The sequence below is a fragment of the Campylobacter peloridis LMG 23910 genome, from assembly GCF_000816785.1.
In the GTDB taxonomy this organism is placed as follows: domain Bacteria; phylum Campylobacterota; class Campylobacteria; order Campylobacterales; family Campylobacteraceae; genus Campylobacter_D; species Campylobacter_D peloridis.
On sequence record NZ_CP007766.1, the window covers coordinates 620,293 to 646,088 of the forward strand.

22 protein-coding genes and 8 tRNA genes are annotated in these 25,796 nt (G+C 26.4%); all 30 read left to right on the top strand.

Annotated elements, in window-relative coordinates; all coding sequences use genetic code 11:
- The first annotated feature begins 7 nt into the window (after positions 1-7).
- The 30 genes from CPEL_RS03070 to CPEL_RS03220 all read left to right on the top strand — a co-directional run bounded on the left by CPEL_RS03070 (position 8) and on the right by CPEL_RS03220 (position 25,794).
- Positions 8-2,116 (top strand): polyribonucleotide nucleotidyltransferase, encoded by a 2,109-nt coding sequence (locus CPEL_RS03070; protein WP_044598574.1) that lies wholly within the window; start codon positions 8-10, stop codon positions 2,114-2,116.
- Between the two features lie 73 nt (positions 2,117-2,189).
- Positions 2,190-2,265: transfer RNA gene (locus tag CPEL_RS03075), tRNA-Lys, on the top strand.
- 16 nt (positions 2,266-2,281) lie between these two features.
- Positions 2,282-2,357 (top strand) — tRNA-Val (locus tag CPEL_RS03080).
- Positions 2,358-2,370: 13 nt separating this feature from the next.
- Positions 2,371-2,447: transfer RNA gene (locus tag CPEL_RS03085), tRNA-Asp, on the top strand.
- A 2-nt stretch (positions 2,448-2,449) separates the two neighbouring features.
- A tRNA-Lys gene (locus CPEL_RS03090) sits at positions 2,450-2,525 on the top strand.
- A gap of 16 nt (positions 2,526-2,541) precedes the next feature.
- A tRNA-Val gene (locus tag CPEL_RS03095) sits at positions 2,542-2,617 on the top strand.
- A gap of 13 nt (positions 2,618-2,630) precedes the next feature.
- Positions 2,631-2,707 (top strand) — tRNA-Asp (locus tag CPEL_RS03100).
- Between the two features lie 2 nt (positions 2,708-2,709).
- Positions 2,710-2,785: transfer RNA gene (locus CPEL_RS03105), tRNA-Lys, on the top strand.
- A 16-nt stretch (positions 2,786-2,801) separates the two neighbouring features.
- Positions 2,802-2,877 (top strand) — tRNA-Glu (locus CPEL_RS03110).
- Between the two features lie 977 nt (positions 2,878-3,854).
- Positions 3,855-4,097, top strand: coding sequence for a conjugal transfer protein TraN (locus tag CPEL_RS09505; RefSeq protein WP_232088182.1), 243 nt, complete (start codon positions 3,855-3,857; stop codon positions 4,095-4,097).
- Between the two features lie 780 nt (positions 4,098-4,877).
- The gene (locus CPEL_RS03115) at positions 4,878-5,474 is read left to right on the top strand and encodes a hypothetical protein (protein WP_232088152.1); all 597 of its coding nucleotides are present in this window, start codon (positions 4,878-4,880) and stop codon (positions 5,472-5,474) included.
- Positions 5,475-5,596: 122 nt separating this feature from the next.
- A complete protein-coding gene (locus tag CPEL_RS09440; RefSeq protein ID WP_148308768.1) occupies positions 5,597-5,752 on the top strand; it encodes a diadenosine tetraphosphate hydrolase in 156 nt (51 codons plus the stop codon).
- 28 nt (positions 5,753-5,780) lie between these two features.
- Positions 5,781-6,080 (top strand): hypothetical protein, encoded by a 300-nt coding sequence (locus CPEL_RS03120; protein WP_044598575.1) that lies wholly within the window; start codon positions 5,781-5,783, stop codon positions 6,078-6,080.
- Complete coding sequence (locus tag CPEL_RS09220; RefSeq protein WP_167332808.1) at positions 5,990-6,409, top strand: tRNA 2-selenouridine synthase; 420 nt, start codon at positions 5,990-5,992, stop codon at positions 6,407-6,409. The genes CPEL_RS03120 and CPEL_RS09220 overlap by 91 nt, the downstream gene beginning before the upstream one ends.
- Complete coding sequence (locus CPEL_RS09630; RefSeq protein WP_256378932.1) at positions 6,409-6,531, top strand: hypothetical protein; 123 nt, start codon at positions 6,409-6,411, stop codon at positions 6,529-6,531. The genes CPEL_RS09220 and CPEL_RS09630 overlap by 1 nt, the downstream gene beginning before the upstream one ends.
- A 1,185-nt stretch (positions 6,532-7,716) precedes the next feature.
- The gene (locus CPEL_RS03140) at positions 7,717-8,142 is read left to right on the top strand and encodes a hypothetical protein (protein WP_044598577.1); all 426 of its coding nucleotides are present in this window, start codon (positions 7,717-7,719) and stop codon (positions 8,140-8,142) included.
- Positions 8,142-8,342, top strand: coding sequence for a hypothetical protein (locus CPEL_RS03145; RefSeq protein WP_044598578.1), 201 nt, complete (start codon positions 8,142-8,144; stop codon positions 8,340-8,342). The genes CPEL_RS03140 and CPEL_RS03145 overlap by 1 nt, the downstream gene beginning before the upstream one ends.
- A gap of 303 nt (positions 8,343-8,645) precedes the next feature.
- A complete protein-coding gene (locus CPEL_RS03155) occupies positions 8,646-9,083 on the top strand; it encodes a hypothetical protein (protein WP_044598580.1) in 438 nt (145 codons plus the stop codon).
- A gap of 256 nt (positions 9,084-9,339) precedes the next feature.
- A complete protein-coding gene (locus CPEL_RS09230; protein ID WP_044598581.1) occupies positions 9,340-10,881 on the top strand; it encodes an alpha/beta hydrolase family protein in 1,542 nt (513 codons plus the stop codon).
- A gap of 7 nt (positions 10,882-10,888) precedes the next feature.
- Positions 10,889-12,319 carry a hypothetical protein gene (locus tag CPEL_RS03170; protein WP_084083553.1) on the top strand — a complete coding sequence of 477 codons (1,431 nt, stop codon included), beginning with the start codon at positions 10,889-10,891 and terminating at the stop codon, positions 12,317-12,319.
- Complete coding sequence (locus tag CPEL_RS03175) at positions 12,316-15,798, top strand: hypothetical protein (RefSeq protein ID WP_044598582.1); 3,483 nt, start codon at positions 12,316-12,318, stop codon at positions 15,796-15,798. The genes CPEL_RS03170 and CPEL_RS03175 overlap by 4 nt, the downstream gene beginning before the upstream one ends.
- Before the next feature lie 11 nt (positions 15,799-15,809).
- Entirely contained in the window at positions 15,810-17,105 is a 1,296-nt protein-coding gene (locus CPEL_RS03180) for a hypothetical protein (protein ID WP_044598583.1), read from the top strand.
- A 78-nt stretch (positions 17,106-17,183) separates the two neighbouring features.
- Positions 17,184-18,005: a hypothetical protein gene (locus CPEL_RS03185; protein WP_044598584.1), complete on the top strand. Its 822-nt coding sequence runs from the start codon at positions 17,184-17,186 to the stop codon at positions 18,003-18,005.
- 145 nt (positions 18,006-18,150) lie between these two features.
- A complete protein-coding gene (locus CPEL_RS09235) occupies positions 18,151-18,456 on the top strand; it encodes a hypothetical protein (protein WP_049984575.1) in 306 nt (101 codons plus the stop codon).
- 313 nt (positions 18,457-18,769) lie between these two features.
- Positions 18,770-18,976, top strand: coding sequence for a hypothetical protein (locus CPEL_RS09510; protein WP_229239146.1), 207 nt, complete (start codon positions 18,770-18,772; stop codon positions 18,974-18,976).
- A gap of 208 nt (positions 18,977-19,184) precedes the next feature.
- Positions 19,185-19,652 carry a hypothetical protein gene (locus tag CPEL_RS03200; protein ID WP_044598586.1) on the top strand — a complete coding sequence of 156 codons (468 nt, stop codon included), beginning with the start codon at positions 19,185-19,187 and terminating at the stop codon, positions 19,650-19,652.
- Positions 19,653-19,666: 14 nt separating this feature from the next.
- Complete coding sequence (locus CPEL_RS09240) at positions 19,667-20,494, top strand: hypothetical protein (protein WP_167332809.1); 828 nt, start codon at positions 19,667-19,669, stop codon at positions 20,492-20,494.
- A 137-nt stretch (positions 20,495-20,631) separates the two neighbouring features.
- Positions 20,632-20,961 carry a hypothetical protein gene (locus tag CPEL_RS09245; RefSeq protein ID WP_235362648.1) on the top strand — a complete coding sequence of 110 codons (330 nt, stop codon included), beginning with the start codon at positions 20,632-20,634 and terminating at the stop codon, positions 20,959-20,961.
- On the top strand, positions 20,951-22,315 hold the full coding sequence (locus CPEL_RS03215) for a hypothetical protein (protein ID WP_084083554.1): 1,365 nt from the start codon (positions 20,951-20,953) through the stop codon (positions 22,313-22,315). The genes CPEL_RS09245 and CPEL_RS03215 overlap by 11 nt, the downstream gene beginning before the upstream one ends.
- Positions 22,312-25,794: a hypothetical protein gene (locus CPEL_RS03220; protein ID WP_044598587.1), complete on the top strand. Its 3,483-nt coding sequence runs from the start codon at positions 22,312-22,314 to the stop codon at positions 25,792-25,794. Before CPEL_RS03215 ends, CPEL_RS03220 begins: the two co-directional genes overlap by 4 nt.
- Positions 25,795-25,796: the final 2 nt, after the last annotated feature.

Sequence of the window (25,796 nt, forward strand, 5' to 3'; positions counted from 1 at the left end):
ATAAATTATGCGACATGAAATAAATATCAATAACCATTTAGAAATTTTTGATACTGACAAGGTAGCAAAACAAGCAGCTGGTGCAGTATTGATGCAAGAAAAAAATGCAGTAGTGTTAGCTACTGTAGCTAGAGAAGAAAAAATGGTAGAAGAGGATTTTCTACCACTTACTGTGCAGTATATAGAAAAAGCTTATGCAGCAGGTAAAATACCTGGAGGTTATGTTAAAAGAGAGACAAAGCCAGGCGATAATGAAACTTTAAGTGCTAGGATTATTGATAGAAGTTTAAGACCATTATTTCCAAAAGGCTATGCATATCCAACTCAAATTGTAGTGATGGTTCTTTCGGCTGATCCTGAGGTTGATTTGCAAGTAATGAGTTTAAATGCAGCTAGCATTGCATTGTATTTAAGTGATATTCCTATTAAAGCTCCAGTTTGTGGAGTGAGAATAGGACGCATTAATAATGAATTTGTTTTAAATCCAAGCAATAGTGAGTTAAAGAATAGTTCGCTAGATCTTTATGTGGCTGGAGTTAAAGATGAACTTTTGATGATAGAAATGAGAGCATTGTCTAATAAACAAAACCATATTCATTTTATGAACGAATTAAGTGAAGATGACACGCTTAAAGCTTTAGAATTTGCAGGCAATGCTATTTTAAGAGGTTCTAATGAATATGAAAAGGTTTTTGCAGCTTATAGAAAAACTTCAAATCTTGAATTTAAAATAGAACTTGATAATGAAGAAATTATCAATCATGTAAAAAATTCTTATTTAACTAAATTAAAAATTGCTATTAATCAAATGGCTAAAAGTGAAAGAGCTAGCGAGCTTTCTAAAATTGCTAAAGAAATTGAGATAGAACCTATAGCAATTGAAAAAGAATGGAAATTAGAAGATATTGAAAAAGCATTGCATATATGTAAAAGAGAATTAGTTAGAGCACAGATAATTAATGAGGCAAAAAGAGCAGATGGTAGAGGTTTGAAAGATGTTAGAAAAATAGACATAGAAACAAATATTTTACCGAATGCACATGGTTCTTGTTTATTTACTAGAGGTCAAACACAAGCTTTAGTTGTTGCAACTTTGGGCGGAGATAATGATGCGCAAATGTCAGATTTATTAACAGAAAAAAATCCAGTGTGTGAAAAATTTATGGTTAATTATAACTTTCCAGGATTTTCTGTGGGAGAGGCTAGTCCTATTAAAGCACCGGGAAGAAGAGAGTTAGGTCATGGAAATTTAGCAAAACGAGCTTTACATCCTAGTGTTGATAGTGATTGTGCTTATATTATTCGTTTGGTTTCTGAAATTTTAGAAAGCAATGGTTCTAGTTCTATGGCTACGGTGTGTGGAGGATCTTTGGCTTTAAAAGCTGCTGGTATAAAGAGTGAAAAATTAATCGCAGGTGTGGCTATGGGACTTGTTTTTGAAGATGAGAAATATGCTATTTTGACAGATATTATGGGGCTTGAAGATCATGATGGGGATATGGATTTTAAAGTTGCAGGTAGTTATGATGGTATCACTGCTTTACAAATGGATATAAAACTTGGTGGTATTGAACAGCAAGTTTTAAAAGAAGCATTATATCAAGCAAAAGAAGCAAGGGAATATATTTTAAATTTAATGGAACAAGCAAGCAAAAATATTATTATTAATGAAGCTATATTGCCTAAAATTGAAATTTTTAATGTTGATCCAAATAAAATACCTGATATTATAGGTCAAGGTGGTAAAACCATAAAAGAAATTATAGAAAAATTTGAGGTAAACATAGATTTAGATAGAGAAAAAGGTGAGGTTAAAATTTCTGGGATTAATAGTGAGTTAATCCATCAAAGTAAAGAATATATATTAAATTTGCTTCACTCAAAGAGTTCTAATAAAAAACGCGATAAAAAAGAAATGCCAAAATTTGAGTTAGGAGAAGAATTTATTGGTAAAGTTCAAAAAGTAGTTGATTTTGGTGTATTTATAGAATTAAAAGATGGTATTGATGGATTGTTGCATAATTCCAAGATTAAAGAAAAATTAGAAGTGGGTCATGAGGTTAAAGTTAAAGTGTTAGAAATAAAAAATGGAAAAGTTTCTTTGGATTTGGTTTAAAGCAAGTTAAGCAATACTTGCTTTAAAACCTTGACAAAATATAATAGTTTTGGCATAATTTCATTTTTTGGTTGTCTCGTTAGCTCAGCCGGTAGAGCATCTCCCTTTTAAGGAGGGGGCCGTTGGTTCGAATCCAACACGGGACACCACTTATATCTTTATTTTGGTCGCTTAGCTCAGTTGGTAGAGCGCCACCCTTACAAGGTGGATGTCATAAGTTCGAGTCTTATAGTGACCACCATTCTTTTTTAGGTGCGGCGGTAGTTCAGCTGGTTAGAATATCGGCCTGTCACGCCGGAGGTCGCGGGTTCGAGCCCCGTCCGCCGCGCCATTGTCTCGTTAGCTCAGCCGGTAGAGCATCTCCCTTTTAAGGAGGGGGCCGTTGGTTCGAATCCAACACGGGACACCACTTATATCTTTATTTTGGTCGCTTAGCTCAGTTGGTAGAGCGCCACCCTTACAAGGTGGATGTCATAAGTTCGAGTCTTATAGTGACCACCATTCTTTTTTAGGTGCGGCGGTAGTTCAGCTGGTTAGAATATCGGCCTGTCACGCCGGAGGTCGCGGGTTCGAGCCCCGTCCGCCGCGCCATTGTCTCGTTAGCTCAGCCGGTAGAGCATCTCCCTTTTAAGGAGGGGGCCGTTGGTTCGAATCCAACACGGGACACCACTTCAGCTAATTCTTTGACCCTTTCGTCTAGTGGCTCAGGACATCACTCTCTCTGTGTGAAAACAGAGGTTCAAATCCTCTAGGGGTCGCCATTTAATTTAAGTTTTGTTTTAAGATTTTATAATTGTATGTAAGAAGCAATGGTGGATTTAGCAGGCGTGTAATTTACCAACTAAACTCCTAAATATCCATACTTTAATGAAATATTTTTCATTTGCACATACTTTTGCACATACTTTGTATTTTATTGTAAAAATGTGTAAAAAAGTGATATTGTTTTGCTAAATAGGTGATGTATTAAAATTTTTAGAGTGTGAATTTCAAGGAAAGAATATTGTGTATTTAAATTCTAACAAAGAAAAATACTGCCTGACTAATGAAGAGTAAGTGTTTAATATATTCAAGAAACAATTTTAAAAATAGAATATTTGCTATTATATGAATTGCCAAAGTAGATTAAATCTTATTTTAAAGATTTAACCCTTAGTATAATTTTAGCTATTTTTTCAAAGCTATAAACATTTTTTAAAATCATTACCATTTAAATTTTTTCTAATATCTATAATTCTACATTATACTATATTAAATATTTTATTTTATGTCCTGCTTATACTGTAAAATAAAATATAAATGCTATGCTTTAGATAGTTTTAGAAGTTAGTAAAGATATTGTATGTTTAAAACAATAACTATTTTAAATGTAATAGTTGTGTTTTAAAAAAGCACTAGCCATATCGAAGATGATGATGCTCAAGTTGGTATTAATGATGAAAATAATAATGGTTGGGAAGATGATGGTTCTTGTGGAGGACAAATTTTTATCTTTAATGGAAAAGATAATAGATGTCGCTCTAAAGACAAATTTTTGGCTTAACTGGGGGTGGTTGCTGTGATAAAGATAAAGTATTTATAGGGCTTATACCTTGTAAAGAAGATAAAAAAAGCTAGCTAAACTCAATAAGCAAAATAGATGTGTAGAAGTTGGTGAATATTGCTCTAAAAAAATTAAATTCATAGCTTGTATTCAGCATAAAAAACACATTGTTGTTTTAATTCAAAATTAGCAAGAATATTTAATGAGCAAGGACGCCCACAAATTGGAAGAGGTTGGGGTTCTCCAAAAAGTCCTGATTGTAGAGGATTTGTTCCAGAAGAATTTCAAAAGTTAGATTTTAGTGAAATAGATTTAAGTGAATTTATTGCTGATATTGTTGGAAGTATTGATGTAGATAAAATACAAGCTGATTCTATAAAAATACAAGAAAAGATTGAAAGCAATCTTGAGAATTTAACAAGAAAACCTACTAATTAAAAAGAAAAATAAAATTATAGAAAGGAGATAGAGTTTAGTTAAAAGTTTGTTTGGTACCGCAGGTAGCTCACTCTAGTTGCCCCAAAAAGGGGCTTGGTTAATATATCTTGACTATAAATAGGCAAAGTAGTATAATAACCACTAAAATGAGCTTTACGAACCTCATTGAGTTATACCTCCTTTCAGGGGTTTCACAATTTAGCCGTAGGGGGTCAGCCTGCGGCTTAAACCCTTAATATAATTATACCGAACAAACTCTTTAACTTATTTAATACACACAATAAAAAATTACTTTTTTGTTATTTAGAATTTATTTTTTTGTGTCTTTATTTAACACAAATGCTAAAAAAACAATATATAAAACTATAGAAAGGAGATGAAGTTTAGTTAAAAGTTTGTTTGGTAAAGCCAAAGGGATTATCCTAAACCCTGCAAAAGCAGGGGATACTCAATAAGCCTTGACATAGCAAAGTGTTAAGAGTATAATTATAAGGATAATTTTTGTTAGCATTATGCTCACCTCCCTTCTGGGCGGTAAATTAACGCTAAAGGGTTGCGCCCCTTTGGCGTTGCACCCTTAATATAATTATATCAAACAAACTCTTTAGCTTCTTTAATACAATTGATGAAAAGATTTTACATTTTATTCCTTAGTGCTTTAATTTTTCACTTTCTTTATTATTTGGTGCTACAAATATAGATGATAATCATATTATCTTTACTTGGGGCTATGGTGAAGTAGCAAATGATATTTTACAAGTTATAAAAGATGTTATATTTTTGCTTCAATTAACTAATAAAAGTAAAGAATCTTTTCATATCAATATCTTAATCAATAGTGATACACTTTATAAAAATCCTTTATTGCAATATAATATAAATAGAAAAATTTCTAAAGATGATAATATCATTTATGCTTTAAAAAATACTTCTAGTATAAATCAAGCTTTTAAAAACTTAAAACAATTACAAGAAGTATTATTAAAAGAAAATATATTTTTAAATTTTATAGACTTAAATAGTAAAGAAAGTCTTTTAAGTTTTTACAATCAAATATTAAGTAATCATCATCTTAAAGATTATTTTTATATAAAAAATAATCAATTTTTTATTAAAGAAGATATAAAAAATAAAATTGTATTTCACAATATCAATTCTTCTTCTATTATAAGTAATTATCTTAGCTTGTTAAATGATTTTAATACTTTAAGTAAGATAGAACTTATAAATATATTAGAAAGTTTAAGTTTATATAATCTCTCAACTTTAATGCAAGATATACAAAAAAGAAACTTAAAACTAGAATATAACTTAAAAAGCTTTGATAAAGATAATATCTTTTTATCTAATATGATTATGAATGTGAGATTGAAGTAAGTAAATGGTAGATTTAGCAGGTGTGATTTGTTAATCACAGCAAAGTATTTTTTGCTTATATGCTATATTTTATTGTTATAATTTATAAAAAGTGATGAAAAATATACAGGACAAAGTTACTGATGAACCCTAAAGAACTTATTTCTCAAATCAAAGACTATGCTGATATAGCAGATGCTAGTTATGCTATGCTTGATTTAATCGATGAGAATGATGAAAAAGGTTTTAATAGTATGTTAAATATAAAAACTAAATTTTACTTATACCAAGGTATTTGAAATAATATACTTTAAAAAGGAGTATCAAATGAAAATCACAATGATAATTCTAAGCTTATTTTCTTTAGTATCTTTAAGTGCATGTGCTTTTAAAGAAAATAAAGCAAGTGAATTAGAAACTCTTGCAAGTAATTATGGTGGAATTTATATCTTTGATAAAAAAATAAGAGAAGAGATATTGGAAAATGAAAGAAAGAAAGGAGAGGCAATGAAAAAAATGTCTTTAGGGGATGATTTTTGGGATCAATTAAAAATCATAGAAAAAAATTCCCTCAAGTCCTTTCTAATGGTTGTAAATATTATCGTAATGATTATAATTATAAAATAGGAGAATCAAACTTCAACTTCAAAGATAAACCCGAATTTGCATACTATGAAGATCAATTTAAAGCATATATGGGTGAAGAAAACTATAAAAAATTAAGACCTTATTTAGGTATGACAACTTATTATGTGTGTGAGGGTAAAAAATATCCTGTTGTTTTTGCTACTATGATAGATTATAAAGTAAAAAGCTATGGATTGTTTGGAGATGAAGGAAGAGGATTTAGCTTTTCTAGTATTAGTCGTAAAAGTGCAGGAGGAGGATCTTTTCATTATTTTACTAATGGTAAATTTGTAAAAAGTGATGAAAAATATACAGGACAAAGTTACTGATGAACCCTAAAGAATTTATCTCTCAAATCAAAGACTATGCTAATATAGCAGATGCTAGTTATGCTATGTTGGAATATGTTACTTTTAATGTTCTTGGTATTTATGGCTGGAATGGTTCCTAGTGTAATTATATTTTGATTTTTAAAAAGTAGGATAATTTTATTAAAAATATAAAAAGGAAAATAAATGGGTTTATTAAAAAAAATATACATTGCTTGGGGGATGTTTTGGGGAATTATTTTTTTGTTTAGTTCTTTATATGCTTATTTTAGTGATATAGAATTTTTGGTGATATGTTAAAGATTGCATTTTTTATATATTCTTATCCATTGTTACCTTACATATCATATTTAACACTACAAGAAACTATTAAATCCAAAAATATTTTTCTTTATTTTTCTTTATTTTTCTTTATTTTTCTTTATTTTTCTTTATTTTTCTTTATTTTTCTTTATTTTTCTTTATTTTTCTTTATCTCGGGGGGATTTTTTAATTATGTAATAATATTAGGTATTTATACAATATTATTTTTAATAATATCTATTAAATTTAGAAAAGAACTTTCTTATTATTTTTCTTTATTATTTTGTATTTTTTTATACATTTTTTTATATCTTTTTATTTTCTATATGGATTTAAAAAATGAGTAATAAAGCTCAAATTAACAATCTCAAAAATTATGCTAAACTTGTATAGATTGGTTTTTTTGATTTTTTAATAATAATTTAAATTTCAACAAAAAAGGAAGTAGTGTGATAATACTAAAAAATCTATATATTATTTGGATTATAATTTGGGGATTTGGGGCTATTTTAGGTTATTATATGGGATATGATGCAACTTTTACTAAAATATTCTTTTTTCTTGTTATACTTTATCTTTTTCCATTGTTGCCTTATTTGCATTATTTAATTTTTGAAAAAGCAAAGAACAAAAATATATTCATTTCTATTTGTTATTATCTACTATTATTTGTTATTACCGCTTATTATTTTACTTTAATATATTCATGTGGAGCAAATTTTTTAACATTTTTTATAATGATTACTTTATATATGATTATTTGTAGTGCTATAATTTTATGGAAATTTAAAATAAATTTAAGATTATATTTTTACATAATTTTATGTATTTTTACTTATCTCTATATAGTTTTACATGTTTTTATAGTATGTTATGAAATAGAATGGGCAGATATACTGTTAGATAAAGATATAAGGATATATATTTACGGAGAAATAATTAATTTGCTTACGGAGCAATAATTTGTTTTATAATAAATCTTATTTTTATAGGGGAATAAATTAATGAAAACTCAAATCAATAATTTAAAAGATTATGCAGAACTTGCATGGGCTAGTTATTTTTATTTTGATTTAAAAGGTTGCATATTACAAGAAAATGAAACTATCGTTACTTTAAATGAGCTTGTAAGTTTAAGTTATAACGGAAACATAGCTGGAAGAAAAGAAAAGGTCGGACAAGAATATAGTTTTATTGGCAAAGGTGAATTAAATGGAGAATTTGGAGAATTACAAGCTAGGAATTTCTCTCAAAGATATGAGGTTCAATTTCATCAGCCTAACACTTTAAGTGGTTTTAGTGCTACTTTGTTTGGAGAAAAAAGAAAACAAATTGATAGTAAAACTAAAGAAAAAATCTATACAAGTGAATATGGCTATATCAATTATATTTTAGCCATTAGAGGAATAGAGCCTAAGGAAGTCAAATAATGAAAAAGTTTCTTGCACCTAAAAAGATTATCTTAGTATTTATTACATTATTTGGAATTTATCTACTTGGAATCCCGCTTTATTATACTCCTTATGAATTACAATCAAGTTATTGGAAGTTTAAGAAAATATGTGAGTTAGATATTACACCGCCTTCTAAAAAAAAGAACAGAGAAAGCATTAAAATTATTTGGAGTTAATCCTAGTGATTTACAAAATAATTTAAAACTTGAGAATAATAATTATATTGCACGATTTAGATATGATACTGAGAGAATAAAAGCTCAGTTAAATATTAAAATGGATTTGGAAAAAAATATAATAGAAATCAATGAATCAGGCTCAATTTGGTATGATTGGAGACCTATGATATTAGGCAATGAAGGCAATATGGATTTTAGAGTTATGTGGAATAATTATATTACCTGTGGTAATATCTATATTAAAGAGATGCCAGAATGTTTTAAAGATAATAAGTTTATCTGTAATTTTAAGGAGGCAAAATGACAAATAAAGAGATAGTTGAAAAACTACGAGATAACGCTGAGTTAGCATGGGCTAGCTATGGATATTTTCACTATTTTTTAGAACAGCAAAGTAAATCTCACTTTCTTGTAATGCAAGATAGGCAAGGCAATGAAATTAGAGACGCTGACAATAAACCTAAAATTCAAGAAATTTACATTACGGATATTTTGAATACAAACTATAAAAATCATAGAGTTGTTGAATTTGTTCAGTTAGATAAAGAACAAAAAGAAATTACTATCAGCAAGCTCGATGGCGACTTCTCCCCACTCCAAGCCAAACAATTCTTAGATAGATATGATTTATTAATCCATCAAACAAATACAGAGTCAAGCTTTTCTGCTGCTTTGTTCTATGATACATACAAAGATGGTTTCGTGGTGTGGTTTAGGGAAACAGAATGCGGATTCTAAAAATACTTTATATTTGTTGGATTATATTATGTGTTGTAGGTTGGTTTATATCTCCTATTGTTGGACATAATCCAAATAGGGTTGAGGAGTTTTTTATAATGCTTGGTTGGATAGTCTTTCCACTAATGATAGCCAATCTATGGCTTTTTGGAATAACAAGAATTAAAAAATATTTAAGGAATTTTTTAATATTGTTTTTATATTACCCTTTGGCATTTGCTCTGTTTTTGGTGCTAAATTAACTTTAGGAGACTAAATGAAAGAATTAATCAACAATCTAAGAGACTATGCCGAGTTGGCTCAAGCAAGTTATTTTAACTTTATGTATATCAATAACGATGAGCGAGAAATGGATAGTTATAAAATAGGGCAAAATAGATTCCCTAAAGATAAAGACAATATAGAAAATTTAGAATATACAAAGACCTTATCTAAAAAATATAAAGATTATTTTATTTATGATGATTCCATTGCACTATATCCGACACTTAATGGAGAATTTGGGGAGATTCAAGCTAAAAACTTTGCTAAAAAATATGAGATTAAATTCCACCAACCAAATACGGCTTCTGGCTTTAGTGCTACTTTGTTTTATGATAAAGAAAAAGATAAGTTTGTAGTAGGGTTTAGGGGGACAGAGGGACTTTGGAGTATGGATACTTTGGCGGATATAGGGCTTACCTTTGGTAAGGGCGATTTTCAACTTAATGCTTTAAAGCAATTTTTATTAGACATAGCACCTATTTTAAACAAAGTAGATTCAAATAATATTATTTTTATAGGGCATTCTTTAGGCGGATATTTAGCAGTTATAGCAATGCAATTTTGCGATACTATTGATAGGAGCTTAAATACACAATTTAATGCAATCAAATTTATGGCATCGCAAGTCTATACTTTTAATTCTCCTGCTATTGATGAGATTGATAATATGCTAATGCGGGCTTTGGCAGCATTATTAGATAAAAATATTATGGAGCAAGTCTTAAATCCCCAAAAAGTATATTGTGTCTATGACAGCGGTGGTATAAATATCATCGCTTCTGCTCAATATGGCTCACACAATAGACTGCCTATCTATACGGGTAAAGATTCTCACTCCATAATCCCCCTAACTCAAACTCTTTACTTCTACTCCTATCTTTTAGAATTAGATGCTAACCATAACAAAGTCAAAGATAAAAGTTTTAGTGAATGTATAGAGTATCTTAATCATTTTATGAAAAATATTCAAATATATACAGAAACTTTTGTGTTAAAAAATAATGCTATTAATAATAAAAATTTCGCTCTTAAAAATGGACCTCTTGGGCTTTTAAGAAGCTCTCCAGAAAAAATCAACCATTTTGAATATTTTCTTTCATTAATAGCCACCATAATGCAAGAAACAAATGGTATTTTAGAAGAGGTTGGAGATAATTATTATACAAGCTACAAAGCTCCTACCATTAGTCAAACAAAAATCATAGATTTTATTTTAAAAGCACATGAAAAAGAAAAATATATTTTAATTCTTGATAAAAATGATTTTAATAAATACAGAAAAGATTGTTCCTTTATTAATAATCAAGAAAATTTAGCTCATAAAATTGCCATTGGGGAATTTAGAATTTTCATTGTAGTTTATAAAGATATGAAATGTCTTGAAAATATTAATAATATAACAAAAATATACAGATATAATTCAAAAAGTTATAAAATAAAAGATCAAATTTGGGATGAGCAATATTTAGGTGGAGTTTGTAAAATATCACAAGCTTTGTATTTTAATGGAAAAGCTAAAATAGGTATTATTTAGGAAAATTATGATAGGTAAAGACTTTTTATATTCTATTCATAAAGATAAAAAAAGTATTTATTTGTTTTGTGAAAATAAAAGCATCATTGATTGTCAAAGTATTTATGATGAACTTTATAAATTAGAAGCAACGACAGATTTTACTTTTGAAGAACTCCAAAACTATCAAGCTTATATCTTCCTAAACTCCACCCTCCTTACAGGCTCAAGTGAACTTCCTAATAATCCTTTTTACTTTGGAGAATTAGATCAAGATAATGCTATAAAACAAGATACACCTAGTTATTATTTTTCTCCTAAAGATGAAGATAGTGGCAAAGGAAAACTTAGCATCTTTTATAAAAATGATGAACTTTGCTTGCTTAATTATTCTATTATAGAAAATTCTTTAAATATCAAATTAGAATGTTTAAGCAAGCAAAGCTTAGAGTATAAAGACTTAATTTCAAACACTCTAAAAGAACAAAAAACCATACAAATAAATAAAAAACAAGCTATAGCTAAACTTCATGCCCTTTTAGAAAATCAAAACCTAGAATGTATCCATGGAGGTAAAGTCATACTTCAATCAAACAAAGGAAAAACTTTTAAAGATGGTGGTGTGCCTATTATGCTAGAAAGTGATTTACTTAATTCTAGCATAAGTGGTTGTCCTAATACTATAGGAAAAGTAAGCTATCCTTGTACTAAGGTAGTAGATGTTAAAGGCTCTTTATCTCAAAAGAAAGTTAATAATGAATATGTAATCTTACAAGAACTCATCTTAGCTTGTGTCACAGATAAAGGATATCCTTTAAAAGTAAGCTTTGTACCTACTAAGTTTAAATTTGATCATAGTTTTAATCCTAAGGAAGGCTTAGCCAAACAAAACAAAAACCAAACAAAGCTAAAAGAGTCTATAATAAGACTTCATTATAAAAGTGATAGATTTCAAAAAGATAACCTACCTATCTATAACCTTTTAATTAATAATGAAAAAAAAGAACAAAATAAAGCTTTAAGTGAATTAAATATAGATCAAAAAGATTTAAAAGATATAGAAGATGTTAATATTCTTAATCAATTCAAACAAGACTTTAGTAAAGATTATGAATTTAAAGAATTAAATTTTAGTTTTGATACTAATTTAATCAAACTTTATTTTATTATCCCAAAAAATATTGCTAAAGTTTATAAAAGTGCTTATAAAGAATTTGAATATAAAGATTTAGGAGCAGGGTATTTTACACAGCTACATGAGTATGATAAAATCATCAAAAATTCCCTAGAAGATAATAAAGAATTAAACGAATATCATTTTAGTTTTTTAGCTCCTGCTAAAATGCAAAATTTAAAATTTCAAATCGCAAATGGACTAGATGAGATCTTAGAAGATGAAGATAGAAAACAAGAGCTTTATGTTTGTAAATTTGTAGTAGTGAATGGGATTAAAATATGAAAATAAAAGATTTCACCTTAATTACATCAAATCATAATTTGGAAATTGAGTTAAAAAATCTTACCGAAAATGCTAATAAAATTATTTTTATATGTGGTGATTTTGATGGATATAAAGAAGCTAAGAATTCTTTGTATAAGACACTACATACTATTGAAGATAAATTTAAAAGTAACAAGAAAAAAACTTTTAAAATCATACATTTAAATCAAGCTAATAAAGATGAAATCACAAAAGAACAAAAATTTAGCTCTGATAAAAATTTATCTAGTATTAAAAAAATTATCTTTAATAATTTAAATTTTTTAAATGATGTAATCAATCAAAACAAAAATAAAACACTCAATAAAATTATTGATGAGAGCAATGAAAAAAATATTGAAAATTTTTTAAAAGGAATTCAAAAAGAATTAAATGCATTATTAAAAAATATCAAAGAATCTGATTATTTTGAGCAAGAGATTAAACCAAAGATACAACTTACCCTAGATACACTTTTTAATACACTTTTAAAAAATATCACTCAATCTAATGATGATGAATATAAGCAAATTATTAGAGCTATAGCAAAATTTTTTATCAATATATTAGATTCTGTAACCAATCTTAAAAAACCTATCTCTTTAGTTAAAAAAAATCCTTATGTTTTTGTTGTAAATACATTATTTGAAGTTTATAATTCTTCTTCTGACTATCAAGAGTATAAGGAACAAAAATATTATTATGATTTTGCTTATCCACTTTTAGAGCTTATTACTAGTAAGCTTTATCCTATTATCGCTTTGTGCAATGAAGAAATTTTATCTGATGTATTGATTATAGATGATAAAGTATTATTAGATTTTTCATCTTATTCTAATGCACCTTCTATTAGTCTTTATAAAAATAGTTTTTATAAAGTTATTTTAGATGAAGAATTTCAAGGTATTTTTGATCATTTTTTAGAAAATAATCCAAAAATTAAAAATGAAAAGTTAGATAATACGCTTTTAATTAATTCTAGTTTAAAAAATTTTGATACAACATTAAAAAAAGCAATCAATTCAAATATCTCTGAACTTAATCATTTCTTTTATGCAGAATATCCTGATTTAAATTCTTCTATACTAGTAGAAATGATACTAGATAAAAAAAATACTGATCAAATCAATACAACCAAAATGGGTAAAAATTATTTGTTTATTACCAATCCACCACAGCTTAACAATGCAGCACTTTGTGAAGATTTGTATCAAAAAAAATTAGGAGCAATAATAAAAAATCGCCCAAAAGCTCTTACAAAAAATGAAAAACTTGGATTAAAAGAGCAATTTCCTAGTAAAAGAGATTATGGTTCTTATTTTATAGAAAGAGATGTTAAAAAGGAAGATGATTTTGTATTGCAACTTTGTCCTTTTGTGAAACTTGATGGACAGATTTATCAAAAATATAAAAGGTATTTTAATTTTTATAATCAAACATATTCTCGGTTATTGTTTGATTTATTAGAGAGTACAAAACAATCAGTTGAGCAAGATTTTGCTTATATTGATAGCTTTTTTAAATTACCCAAAGAACTGGAAGAAATTAGCGAAAAAGAAAAAGAAAAAGTAAAAGAATATATCGGGCTTTTTAATAATTATTTAGATAATATCAATTCTTATTATGATCAAATGCAATTTTTTCTTGAGTTAGAGTCATCAATATCCAAAACATATGAAAATGTAGATTTTAAGAAATACTCACCTTTAACGGTTGTTTTATTGACTTTAACTTTGTATGTTTTACAAAAAGACTTAGCTTTTACACAAGAATATTCTCTTGGTGTTAAAAATATTGTAATTCCAAATTTAGATTATGGTGATAAAGAAATTACACTTAATTATCAAAAGATTAAAATACCAAATTATTTTAATGAGTATATTTCATTTATCCCTGATGATATTTATTTTTATGATAATGATAAAAAAATTTACATCTTTTTATCTAAAGAATTAAATAAAAATAAAAAAGAAGATGAAGTTATCTATTTAGATGAATTAGCTAAAGCTATGTTTGAAAATGATTTTGAAGAAGAAGATCAAACTTATGTGAATTTTTTAAAAACCTTAAACGAAAGCTTTGATGAGGAAATTGAATTTAAAGAAAATACACAAACAGATAAAACTCTTCCTTTGAAAAAAGATTTAGATAAAAGTATTCAAGAAATTATGCTTGATAATGAACTTGCAAAATTATCCATAGATATCACTTTTTTTAATATCATTAAGCAACTTTTTCCTTTTGCAGAATTTTTTATGAGTCAGCCTGATTTTTTTAAAAAAATGATTTTATTTTTTATAAATTCAAGCTTTGATAAAAAGCATTATGGCAATAAATTATTTTCTAGTTTTAAAGCACATTTTTTTAAAGAACTAGGGATATTTTATGCACTTAATCCTAAAGGACATTTTATAAAAATTAATCCAAAAAGTAAAAAGCCACTCAATAAGCTTTTTTTATATCAAATAGGAACAAATTATTATTATTTTAATCAATTAGAATATGCAAGCGAGTTGAAAAAGTCAAAGAGTTTTTCAAGATTGGATAAAGCTAAGCAAATTCATTTGATATCAAAAGTAAAAAAACAATTAGCTATTGATTTTTCTATTAAAGTAAGTAAAAATTTAAGTGTAGATGTGTTAAAAAATTTAGCAGGATCTTTTATCGATACACTTTTGCCTACAAATTATGAAAGATTAAAAATTTTATATGAAAAACTAATGTATGAAAAATTTACTTACAATTATGATTTTCCTTTAGCTGTAAAAAAAGAAGAATACTTAACCTATCCTTTATTGATAAATTCTAGATTTATGAGTTTTGATTTATCTGAGTTTATTTTTGGTTCTTTATTATGCACAGGTGGGCTTAATTATTATCCTAGTATTGCTTGTGCTACGACTTCAAGCAAAGCTAGGGAATTTGCCTTAAAAAGACTTTTATCTTATATTATTTTAGATGAGAAAAGAAGTGCTTTTAAGGAAGATAAAATCAATGAGGGCAAATACATCTTAAATGATAAGGAATTTTTTGAAGAAAACAATATAGAACTTAGAAATTGCAATATATATAAGCTAGAGCATTTTCAAAGAAAAGAAGAGTATAAAACACAACACCCAGTGATAAAACAACACCCTATCTTAGCTTATAATGATGCTATACAAATTTTATATGAATATGCAAATGGTATTTATAGCACTACTCAAGATGAAAAGGGTAAGTTCATAGAAGATAGGCAAAAAGCAAGAAGATTGATGGAAAATTTAGAAGCCATAGGACAACATAATTTAGAAGTGATGTATAGGGGGATAAGCAATGAAGATGTTAATAATGATAGAAAAAATAGAGAAAATGAGGAAGAAAGTGATAATATTAATAAAATACAAGATTATTCTAACAAATTCATAGGCAGACTAGCCACTACTATAATCATGGAAGATGGTTTGTATATAGGATGAAAGGATAAATAATGAGCGGTAATAAAGATATTTACGAGATTTATACTTCTAATGGACTTATATTAGAAGTTGATAAAAATACAAATCAAATTATATTTGATAAAAGAAAAGATGGGCGTGAAGTAGGCAAATACACCCAAGAATATTCTAAAGCTTTGTTTGAAGCTGATCGTATATTAAGAAACTCTCCCTACAAAGACTATCAACCCAGATATTTAGATCCTAATCTTTACACAGGGCAAAGTTCTACTTTGCTTGAGTTTAAAGATTGGCAAAGTATTTATTTAAAAGATCCTTTAAAAGGAAGCATAGCTCCTTGGACTAAAGCAGAAAAAGCTTATTATAAATCTTTAAAAACTAAAAAAGAAAGATATAAGTATTTAGTTATAAGAAGTGGTATAAGAAGTGTTGTTATAGATATACCTTATGAAGCTATAGGAGCTGTAGATGAAAAAGGAAATGTAGATCCTAAATATGAAAAATTATATAAAATAGTAGATGATAATAAACATAATCTAAGATCAAGTTTATTTCATAATGAATGGGGTATGGCAGCAGGAATATTAGGTGATTATAAATATCTAGCTAATGATATGTCTCAAAATGGTTTTAATGCAAGATTTATCCAAGCTACTATACTTTATATACAATTAAGTGGAGGAAGTAGTATATTAGATAAACCTAATTTATTAGGTGCTATTTATGGTTATGCTGATATTGCTGTAGGAAGTGGTTTAGTAGGAGTGCATAAAAATCCTTTAAGAGAACAAGAGATTAAAACCTTAGCTAAGACTTTAAAACCTGATGAATTTGGTATGCTTCCTTTTATAGATGAGATTATGGGAGTAGATTGGGTAATTGATTATAATAAATATCAAATTTCTCGCGATGAATTTGGAAGTATGTATAGAGCCTTAAGAAGTGATATAGTTGAGGGTAAGATAAAAGATCCAAGGGATGTAGATTCTACTTATGAAAGCAGAAGAGAATTTGATCGTTATAGGGGAGGGTATTATAATGGCATGGTAAATGCCTATGGTTATGATATTCCAAATGATTGGAATGATGCACAATTAAAAATAGATTCTATGATTTTAACTGCCAAACTAGCAGCCCTAACTCCTCCACAAGGCTATCCTAATGCACCAAGATATTTTACCCCTGAAAACCTAGAATGGTATTATAAAAGACATAAGCTTGATAGACTCCTTGATCCAAGAATTCCTGCCATATATAGATATAATTTTCCGCAAGAACTTCGAGCTAAAATACTAGCTTATGCTAAAGAGCATAATATAAAAGAGTAAAAATAATGAATTTCATTAGCCACTACTATCATTATGAAAAATGGTTTATGTATAGGTTAATTAAAAAAAGGAAAAATAATGCAAAAAACACTTCAAATTGATTTAGAAAAAAGAAAAGCTTTAGAGAATTTAAAAAATTTAAGCTTATTGGGTTTTGGTGGAGTTATGTTATTTAATCTAAATAAAGATGATTTGATTAAAGATAATGATATTTTTTCTATGCATAATATGAATCATTTTTTACAACTTAGTTTAGATCAATTTTACATACCTAATGCTTTTTTAAATATTTTAGAATTTTTACATATTAAAAAACATATTGATATAAAAGAATCTTTTCATATGAATATCTTAATCAATAGTGATACACTTTATAAAAATCCTTTATTGCAATATAATATAAATAGAACAATTTCTAAAGATGAAAATATCATTTATGCTTTAAAAAATACTTCTAGTATAAATCAAGCTTTTAAAAACTTAAAACAACTACAAGAAGCATTATTAAAAGAAAATATATTTTTAAATTTTATAGACTTAAATAGTAAAGAAAGTCTTTTAAGTTTTTACAATCAAATATTAAGTAATCATCATCTTAAAGATTATTTTTATATAAAAAATAATCAATTTTTTATTAAAGAAGATATAAAAAATAAAATTATATTTCACAATATCAATTCTTCTTCTATTATAAGTAATTATCTTAGCTTGCTAAATGATTTTAATACTTTAAGCAAAATAGAACTTATAAATATATTAGAAAGTTTAAGTTTATACAATCTTTCAACTTTAATGCAAGATATACAAAAAAGAAACTTAAAACTAGAATATAACTCAAAAAGCTTTGATGAAGATAGTATCTTTTTATCTAATATGATTATGAATGTGAGATTGAAGTAGGGAAATGGTAGAAATGGTAGGCATATGGATTTATTAATTAAACCTTTAATAATCATCTTTAATAAAGTGTTTTTGCTTATACATTGTATTTTACTAATAATAAATTTATAAAAAGTGATGAAAAATATACAGGACAAAGTTACTAATGAATCCTAAAGAACTTATCTCTCAAATCAAAGACTATGCTGATATAGCAGATGCTAGTTATGCTATGCTTGATTTAATCGATGAGAATGATGAAAAAGGTTTTTTTGATAGTGCTTTTACTCCTCCTTTGTGGCTTTATGCAGATGGAATAAAGTTAGGGTATGAGATAGAAGATGGGTGTAATACAGGTGAAAAAATAAAAAAACTCATTTTAGATAAAATACGCAGAATGGGAGATCCTACAGCTTATGCTACCATTATAGAAGCTAGATTTTCTGATGAGCTTGATAAAGTAGATGAATAATTAAGACAAGAATATCTTAAAAATAAAGAATGAGACAAGATAGATCAAAAATGGTATGAGGCTAAAGAATCTAGTGAATTTAATGATGGTTTTTTGGGCTTTGGAATTAAAATGAATTCTGTTAATGTTACAAACAATAAGATGTTAAAAAATAATCAATATATAGTAAGGAATATTTATGAATAACAAATTTAATTTTGCTAAATTTTTATTAGATTGTTTCGCTTGTTGCGGATTGACTATAATATCTTATTTCATATTTTTTTTACCTATTATTTATCTTATCAGATTTATTTATTTAATAGGAATAAATATGGATATTTTAAATGGATTTGGCGACCATGCCCTGCTTTTTACATTGTGTCATATTGCATTTTTTACTATTTGGTTTTTATTAGAAAAGAGAAACATTATAAAATATAAAATTCATAAATTAAGTTTTTGGATAGTATTTGCATTTGCAAATAGTTTTTGGTGGTATTTAGCTTATTGGTTGGCAAATGGAGGATTTCATAAATGAAATATTACGCAACAATTTATATCCATCCCATGGATTGGAATATTCCCCATGTCTTTTTAGGACTTACTAAAGACAAAAGTTCTGATGAGCTTGATAAAGTAGATGAATAATTAAGACAAGAATATCTTAAAAATAAAGAATTTAAATTAATTAAAAGTATTAAGTAGATTGGTTATAATAAAACAATTTATCTATATTAGGAGTAAATTTGCAAATTCCTATTTATTCTAAACTCAAAGCAAAACTAGAAAGCAAAGGAATAGATAGTATATCAAGTGGGCAAATTGCTTGGTTTGTGTGTAGCTTGATTCTTGCTTTGGTGGCTTATATTATTTTAACTTTTCACTACATTTATATTAGTTATGGTAAATATGATAAGAATTTATTTTTATTAATATTTGATAGAAATGCAATAGAGTTATTTATTGTTGTATATTCTTGCATAATGTTTAATTTATTATATACTTATAATGCCATTCCTTTGGTTTTATCTGCGGTATTTATATTTTTAGCATTTTATTTTTCTAGTTTAAGCTTGTTTATTATTGGTTGTTGTGGTATAGGAGTATTTTTCTTAATATCCATTTTTAAAAGAAAGTTTATGTTTAGCGTTTTATTATTTGCCTTGGGTTATGCTTGCACTTTGTTCTTTTTTTATGGACTGGCAACATATTAGAAAGGATTTTATAAATGAAATATTATGCAACGATTTATATTGATGAGTTTTTAGAATATGAAATATTAGTTAATCTTTATAATGGAAACGGCTTAGATTTCACTCACGCCTTTTTAGGACTTACCAAAGATAAAAGTCCTGATGAGTTAGATAAAATAGATGAAACATTAAGACAAGAATATCTTAAAAACAAAGAATGGGACAAGATAAATCAAAAATGGTATGAAGCTAAAGAACCTAATGAAATCAATGATGATTTTTGGGGTTTTGGAACTGGAATTGCTAATGTTGCAGAATCTCTTATAGGATCTCCTGGCAAAGTATTTAACAATAACCAATATGTATTAGATAGCAATATTGATAAAAATTGTTATATTATTAAAAAACTAAGAAGCCCTCAAACTTTCAAACCTTCTAATCGCTGTACTTTAGAACTTTCTAAAGAACAATATGAAAGCTTACTTGTAAATATTAAAGCTGATTTTGAAGCCACAAAAGAAATCACACCTAATAGCGAAAAGCCAATCAATGAAGAATTTACCTATAAACTTCTTGAAAATAATTGCGTTACTTGGGTTATTCAAAAACTTTCTGATATAGGAATAGAGCTTATTGATGATAAATATAAAGTGCCTGGAAATTTGATAGATATCTTTGGCTTGATCAAATTTCTTCACTCTATCTTTTTGAAATTTCAAAATATTGATGATAATTTACAAAGTGTAAAAGGCGCAAGAGCTTTTATTACTTGGACTAGATCTATGCTAGATAATAATTATATATGTTATGTAAATCAGGAAAATTTAGAAAAGAAAATACAAACTTTTTGTAAAAAAATATAGAAAATCAAAGATATTACGAAAGTATTAAAAAATTTTATAATGAAATCTCTCAACTTAAAAATATATATAATAAATTAGATTTTTGTTTGGAATCTATCACTAAAAAATTTAATACAAGCATAAAAGGCGATTTTAAATTGATTTATTTCGATAGAAAAGATAGACAAATTAAACTTTTAAAAGCAGATAATGATTATGAAGCTATTGTGATACAAGATTTAGATTTGAGTCAGAAATATAATAATTTTAGTGCGAGTAAATTTTATCCTTTTATTTTTACACCTAAAAATGAAATGATTTCAAGAATGCTTTATCATAAATATGATTATGGTAATATCTCACAAGAATATCAAAAAGATAAAAATGAATTTTATTTTAATGTTTTAGCAGGTGAAAAAAGCGATAAATATTGGAGTTCTAGCTATCATAAAATGACTAAAAATTTAAGGAAAATTCATGTCTCTTGAAAAAGTAAAAGAAACAATTTTTGCTTATGATAAAGAAGTGATTGATTGTGAAATCTTAAGGGCGAAAAATGTTGATTTAACTTATTCTAAAATTTATTTCAAAGGTGTATTACTTACAGGCTCAAGTGAACTTCCTAATAATCCTTTTTACTTTGGAGAATTAGATCAAGATAATGCTATAAAACAAGATATACCCAGTTATTATTTTTCTCCTAAAGATGAAGATAGTGGCAAAGGAAAACTTAGCATCTTTTATAAAAATGATGAACTTTGCTTGCTTAATTATTCTATTATAGAAAATTCTTTAAATATCAAATTAGAATGTTTAAGCAAACAAAGCTTAGAGTATAAAGATTTAATTTCAAACACTCTAAAAGAACAAAAAACCATACAAATAAATAAAAAACAAGCTATAGCTAAACTTCATGCCCTTTTAGAAAATCAAAACCTAGAATGTATCCATGGAGGTAAAGTCATACTTCAATCAAACAAAGGAAAAACTTTTAAAGATGGTGGTGTGCCTATTATGCTAGAAAGTGATTTACTTAATTCTAGCATAAGTGGCTGTCCTAATACTATAGGAAAAGTAAGCTATCCTTGCACCAAGGTAGTAGATGTTAAAGGCTCTTTATCTCAAAAGAAAGTTAATAATGAATACGCAATCTTACAAGAACTCATCTTAGCTTGTGTCACAGATAAAGGCTTTCCTTTAAAAGTAAGCTTTGTACCTACTAAGTTTAAATTTGATCATAGTTTTAATCCTAAGGAAGGCTTAGCAAAACAAAACAAAAACCAAACAAAGCTAAAAGAGTCTATAATAAGACTTCATTATAAAAGTGATAGATTTCAAAAAGATAACCTACCTATCTATAACCTTTTAATTAATAATGAAAAAAAAGAACAAAATAAAGCTTTAAGTGAATTAAATATAGATCAAAAAGATTTAAAAGATATAGAAGATGTTAATATTCTTAATCAATTCAAACAAGACTTTAGTAAAGATTATGAATTTAAAGAATTAAATTTTAGTTTTGATACTAATTTAATCAAACTTTATTTTATTATCCCAAAAAATATTGCTAAAGTTTATAAAAGTGCTTATAAAGAATTTGAATATAAAGATTTAGGAGCAGGGTATTTTACACAGCTACATGAGTATGATAAAATCATCAAAAATTCCCTAGAAGATAATAAAGAATTAAACGAATATCATTTTAGTTTTTTAGCTCCTGCTAAAATGCAAAATTTAAAATTTCAAATCGCAAATGGACTAGATGAGATCTTAGAAGATGAAGATAGAAAACAAGAGCTTTATGTTTGTAAATTTGTAGTAGTGAATGGGATTAAAATATGAAAATAAAAGATTTCACCTTAATTACATCAAATCATAATTTGGAAATTGAGTTAAAAAATCTTACCGAAAATGCTAATAAAATTATTTTTATATGTGGTGATTTTGATGGATATAAAGAAGCTAAGAATTCTTTGTATAAGACACTACATACTATTGAAGATAAATTTAAAAGTAACAAGAAAAAAACTTTTAAAATCATACATTTAAATCAAGCTAATAAAGATGAAATCACAAAAGAACAAAAATTTAGCTCTGATAAAAATTTATCTAGTATTAAAAAAATTATCTTTAATAATTTAAATTTTTTAAATAATGCAATCAATCAAAACAAAAATAAAACACTCAATAAAATTATTGATGAGAGCAATGAAAAAAATATTGAAAATTTTTTAAAAGGAATTCAAAAAGAATTAAATGCATTATTAAAAAATATCAAAGAATCTGATTATTTTGAGCAAGAGATTAAACCAAAGATACAACTTACCCTAGATACACTTTTTAATACACTTTTAAAAAATATCACTCAATCTAATGATGATGAATATAAGCAAATTATTAGAGCTATAGCAAAATTTTTTATCAATATATTAGATTCTGTAACCAATCTTAAAAAACCTATCTCTTTAGTTAAAAAAAATCCTTATGTTTTTGTTGTAAATACATTATTTGAAGTTTATAATTCTTCTTCTGACTATCAAGAGTATAAGGAACAAAAATATTATTATGATTTTGCTTATCCACTTTTAGAGCTTATTACTAGTAAGCTTTATCCTATTATCGCTTTGTGTAATGAAGAAATTTTATCTGATGTATTGATTATAGATGATAAAGTATTATTAGATTTTTCATCTTATTCTAATGCACCTTCTATTAGTCTTTATAAAAATAGTTTTTATAAAGTTATTTTAGATGAAGAATTTCAAGGTATTTTTGATCATTTTTTAGAAAATAATCCAAAAATTGAAAATGAAAAGTTAGATAATGCGCTTTTAATTAATTCTAGTTTAAAAAATTTTGATACAACATTAAAAAAAGCAATCAATTCAAATATCTCTGAACTTAATCATTTCTTTTATGCAGAATATCCTGATTTAAATTCTTCCATACTAGTAGAAATGATACTAGATAAAAAAAATACTGATCAAATCAATACAACCAAAATGGGTAAAAATTATTTGTTTATTACCAATCCACCACAGCTTAACAATGCAGCACTTTGTGAAGATTTGTATCAAAAAAAATTAGGAGCAATAATAAAAAATCGCCCAAAAGCTCTTACAAAAAATGAAAAACTTGGATTAAAAGAGCAATTTCCTAGTAAAAGAGATTATGGTTCTTATTTTATAGAAAGAGATGTTAAAAAGGAAGATGATTTTGTATTGCAGCTTTGTCCTTTTGTGAAACTTGATGGACAGATTTATCAAAAATATAAAAGGTATTTTAATTTTTATAATCAAACATATTCTCGGTTATTGTTTGATTTATTAGAGAGTACAAAACAATCAGTTGAGCAAGATTTTGCTTATATTGATAGCTTTTTTAAATTACCCAAAGAACTGGAAGAAATTAGCGAAAAAGAAAAAGAAAAAGTAAAAGAATATATCGGGCTTTTTAATAATTATTTAGATAATATCAATTCTTATTATGATCAAATGCAATTTTTTCTTGAGTTAGATCCATCAATATCCAAAACATATGAAAATGTAGATTTTAAGAAATACTCACCTTTAATGGTTGTTTTATTGACTTTGACTTTGTATGTTTTACAAAAAGACTTAGCTTCTACACAAGAATATTCTCTTGGTGTTAAAAATATTGTAATTCCAAATTTAGATTATGGTGATAAAGAAATTACACTTAATTATCAAAAGATTAAAATACCAAATTATTTTAATGAGTATATTTCATTTATCCCTGATGATATTTATTTTTATGATAATGATAAAAAAATTTACATCTTTTTATCTAAAGAATTAAATAAAAACAAAAAAGAAGATGAAGTTATCTATTTAGATGAATTAGCTAAAGCTATGTTTGAAAATGATTTTGAAGAAGATGATCAAACTTATGTGAATTTTTTAAAAACCTTAAACGAAAGCTTTGATGAGGAAATTGAATTTAAAGAAAATACACAAACAGATAAAACTCTTCCTTTGAAAAAAGATTTAGATAAAAGCATTCAAGAAATTATGCTTGATAATGAACTTGCAAAATTATCCATAGATATCACTTTTTTTAATATCATTAAGCAACTTTTTCCTTTTGCAGAATTTTTTATGAGCCAGCCTGATTTTTTTAAAAAAATGATTTTATTTTTTATAAATTCAAGCTTTGATAAAAAGCATTATGGCAATAAATTATTTTCTAGTTTTAAAGCGCATTTTTTTAAAGAACTAGGGATATTTTATGCACTTAATCCTAAAGGGCATTTTATAAAAATTAATCCAAAAAGTAAAAAGCCACTCAATAAGCTTTTTTTATATCAAATAGGAACAAATTATTATTATTTTAATCAATTAGAATGTGCAAGCGAGTTGAAAAAGTCAAAGAGTTTTTCAAGATTGGATAAAGCTAAGCAAATTCATTTGATATCAAAAGTAAAAAAACAATTAGCTATTGATTTTTCTATTAAAGTAAGTAAAAATTTAAGTGTAGATGTGTTAAAAAATTTAGCAGGATCTTTTATCGATACACTTTTGCCTACAAATTATGAAAGATTAAAAATTTTATATGAAAAACTAATGTATGAAAAATTTACTTACAATTATGATTTTCCTTTAGCTGTAAAAAAAGAAGAATACTTAACCTATCCTTTATTGATAAATTCTAGATTTATGAGTTTTGATTTATCTGAGTTTATTTTTGGTTCTTTATTATGCACAGGTGGGCTTAATTATTATCCTAGTATTGCTTGTGCTACGACTTCAAGCAAAGCTAGGGAATTTGCCTTAAAAAGACTTTTATCTTATATTATTTTAGATGAGAAAAGAAGTGCTTTTAAGGAAGATAAAATCAATGAGGGCAAATACATCTTAAATGATAAGGAATTTTTTGAAGAAAACAATATAGAACTTAGAAATTGCAATATATATAAGCTAGAGCATTTTCAAAGAAAAGAAGAGTATAAAACACAACACCCAGTGATAAAACAACACCCTATCTTAGCTTATAATGATGCTATACAAATTTTATATGAATATGCAAATGGTATTTATAATACTACCCAAGATGAAAAGGGTAAGTTCATAGAAGATAGGCAAAAAGCAAGAAGATTGATGGAAAATTTAGAAGCCATAGGACAACATAATTTAGAAGTGATGTATAAGGGGGTAAAGAGAGAAAAGACAAATGATGAAATTAAGATGAAAGAAGATGATGAAGAAAACGATGATATTAGTAAAATACAAGATTATTCTAATAAGTTTATAGGCAGACTAGCCACTACTATAATCATGGAAGATGGTTTATATATAGGATGAAA

Bases quoted from the DNA above. Each gene is read 5' to 3' on its own strand.
- CPEL_RS03070 (WP_044598574.1), top strand. From the start codon at position 8: ATGCGACATGAAATAAATATCAATAACCATTTAGAAATTTTTGATACT.
- CPEL_RS09440 (WP_148308768.1), top strand. From the start codon at position 5,597: ATGAACCCTAAAGAACTTATTTCTCAAATCAAAGACTATGCTGATATA.
- CPEL_RS03120 (WP_044598575.1), top strand. From the start codon at position 5,781: ATGAAAATCACAATGATAATTCTAAGCTTATTTTCTTTAGTATCTTTA.
- CPEL_RS09630 (WP_256378932.1), top strand. From the start codon at position 6,409: ATGAACCCTAAAGAATTTATCTCTCAAATCAAAGACTATGCTAATATA.
- CPEL_RS03140 (WP_044598577.1), top strand. From the start codon at position 7,717: ATGAAAACTCAAATCAATAATTTAAAAGATTATGCAGAACTTGCATGG.
- CPEL_RS03145 (WP_044598578.1), top strand. From the start codon at position 8,142: ATGAAAAAGTTTCTTGCACCTAAAAAGATTATCTTAGTATTTATTACA.
- CPEL_RS03155 (WP_044598580.1), top strand. From the start codon at position 8,646: ATGACAAATAAAGAGATAGTTGAAAAACTACGAGATAACGCTGAGTTA.
- CPEL_RS09230 (WP_044598581.1), top strand. From the start codon at position 9,340: ATGAAAGAATTAATCAACAATCTAAGAGACTATGCCGAGTTGGCTCAA.
- CPEL_RS03170 (WP_084083553.1), top strand. From the start codon at position 10,889: ATGATAGGTAAAGACTTTTTATATTCTATTCATAAAGATAAAAAAAGT.
- CPEL_RS03175 (WP_044598582.1), top strand. From the start codon at position 12,316: ATGAAAATAAAAGATTTCACCTTAATTACATCAAATCATAATTTGGAA.
- CPEL_RS03180 (WP_044598583.1), top strand. From the start codon at position 15,810: ATGAGCGGTAATAAAGATATTTACGAGATTTATACTTCTAATGGACTT.
- CPEL_RS03185 (WP_044598584.1), top strand. From the start codon at position 17,184: ATGCAAAAAACACTTCAAATTGATTTAGAAAAAAGAAAAGCTTTAGAG.
- CPEL_RS09235 (WP_049984575.1), top strand. From the start codon at position 18,151: ATGAATCCTAAAGAACTTATCTCTCAAATCAAAGACTATGCTGATATA.
- CPEL_RS09510 (WP_229239146.1), top strand. From the start codon at position 18,770: ATGGATATTTTAAATGGATTTGGCGACCATGCCCTGCTTTTTACATTG.
- CPEL_RS09240 (WP_167332809.1), top strand. From the start codon at position 19,667: ATGAAATATTATGCAACGATTTATATTGATGAGTTTTTAGAATATGAA.
- CPEL_RS03215 (WP_084083554.1), top strand. From the start codon at position 20,951: ATGTCTCTTGAAAAAGTAAAAGAAACAATTTTTGCTTATGATAAAGAA.
- CPEL_RS03220 (WP_044598587.1), top strand. From the start codon at position 22,312: ATGAAAATAAAAGATTTCACCTTAATTACATCAAATCATAATTTGGAA.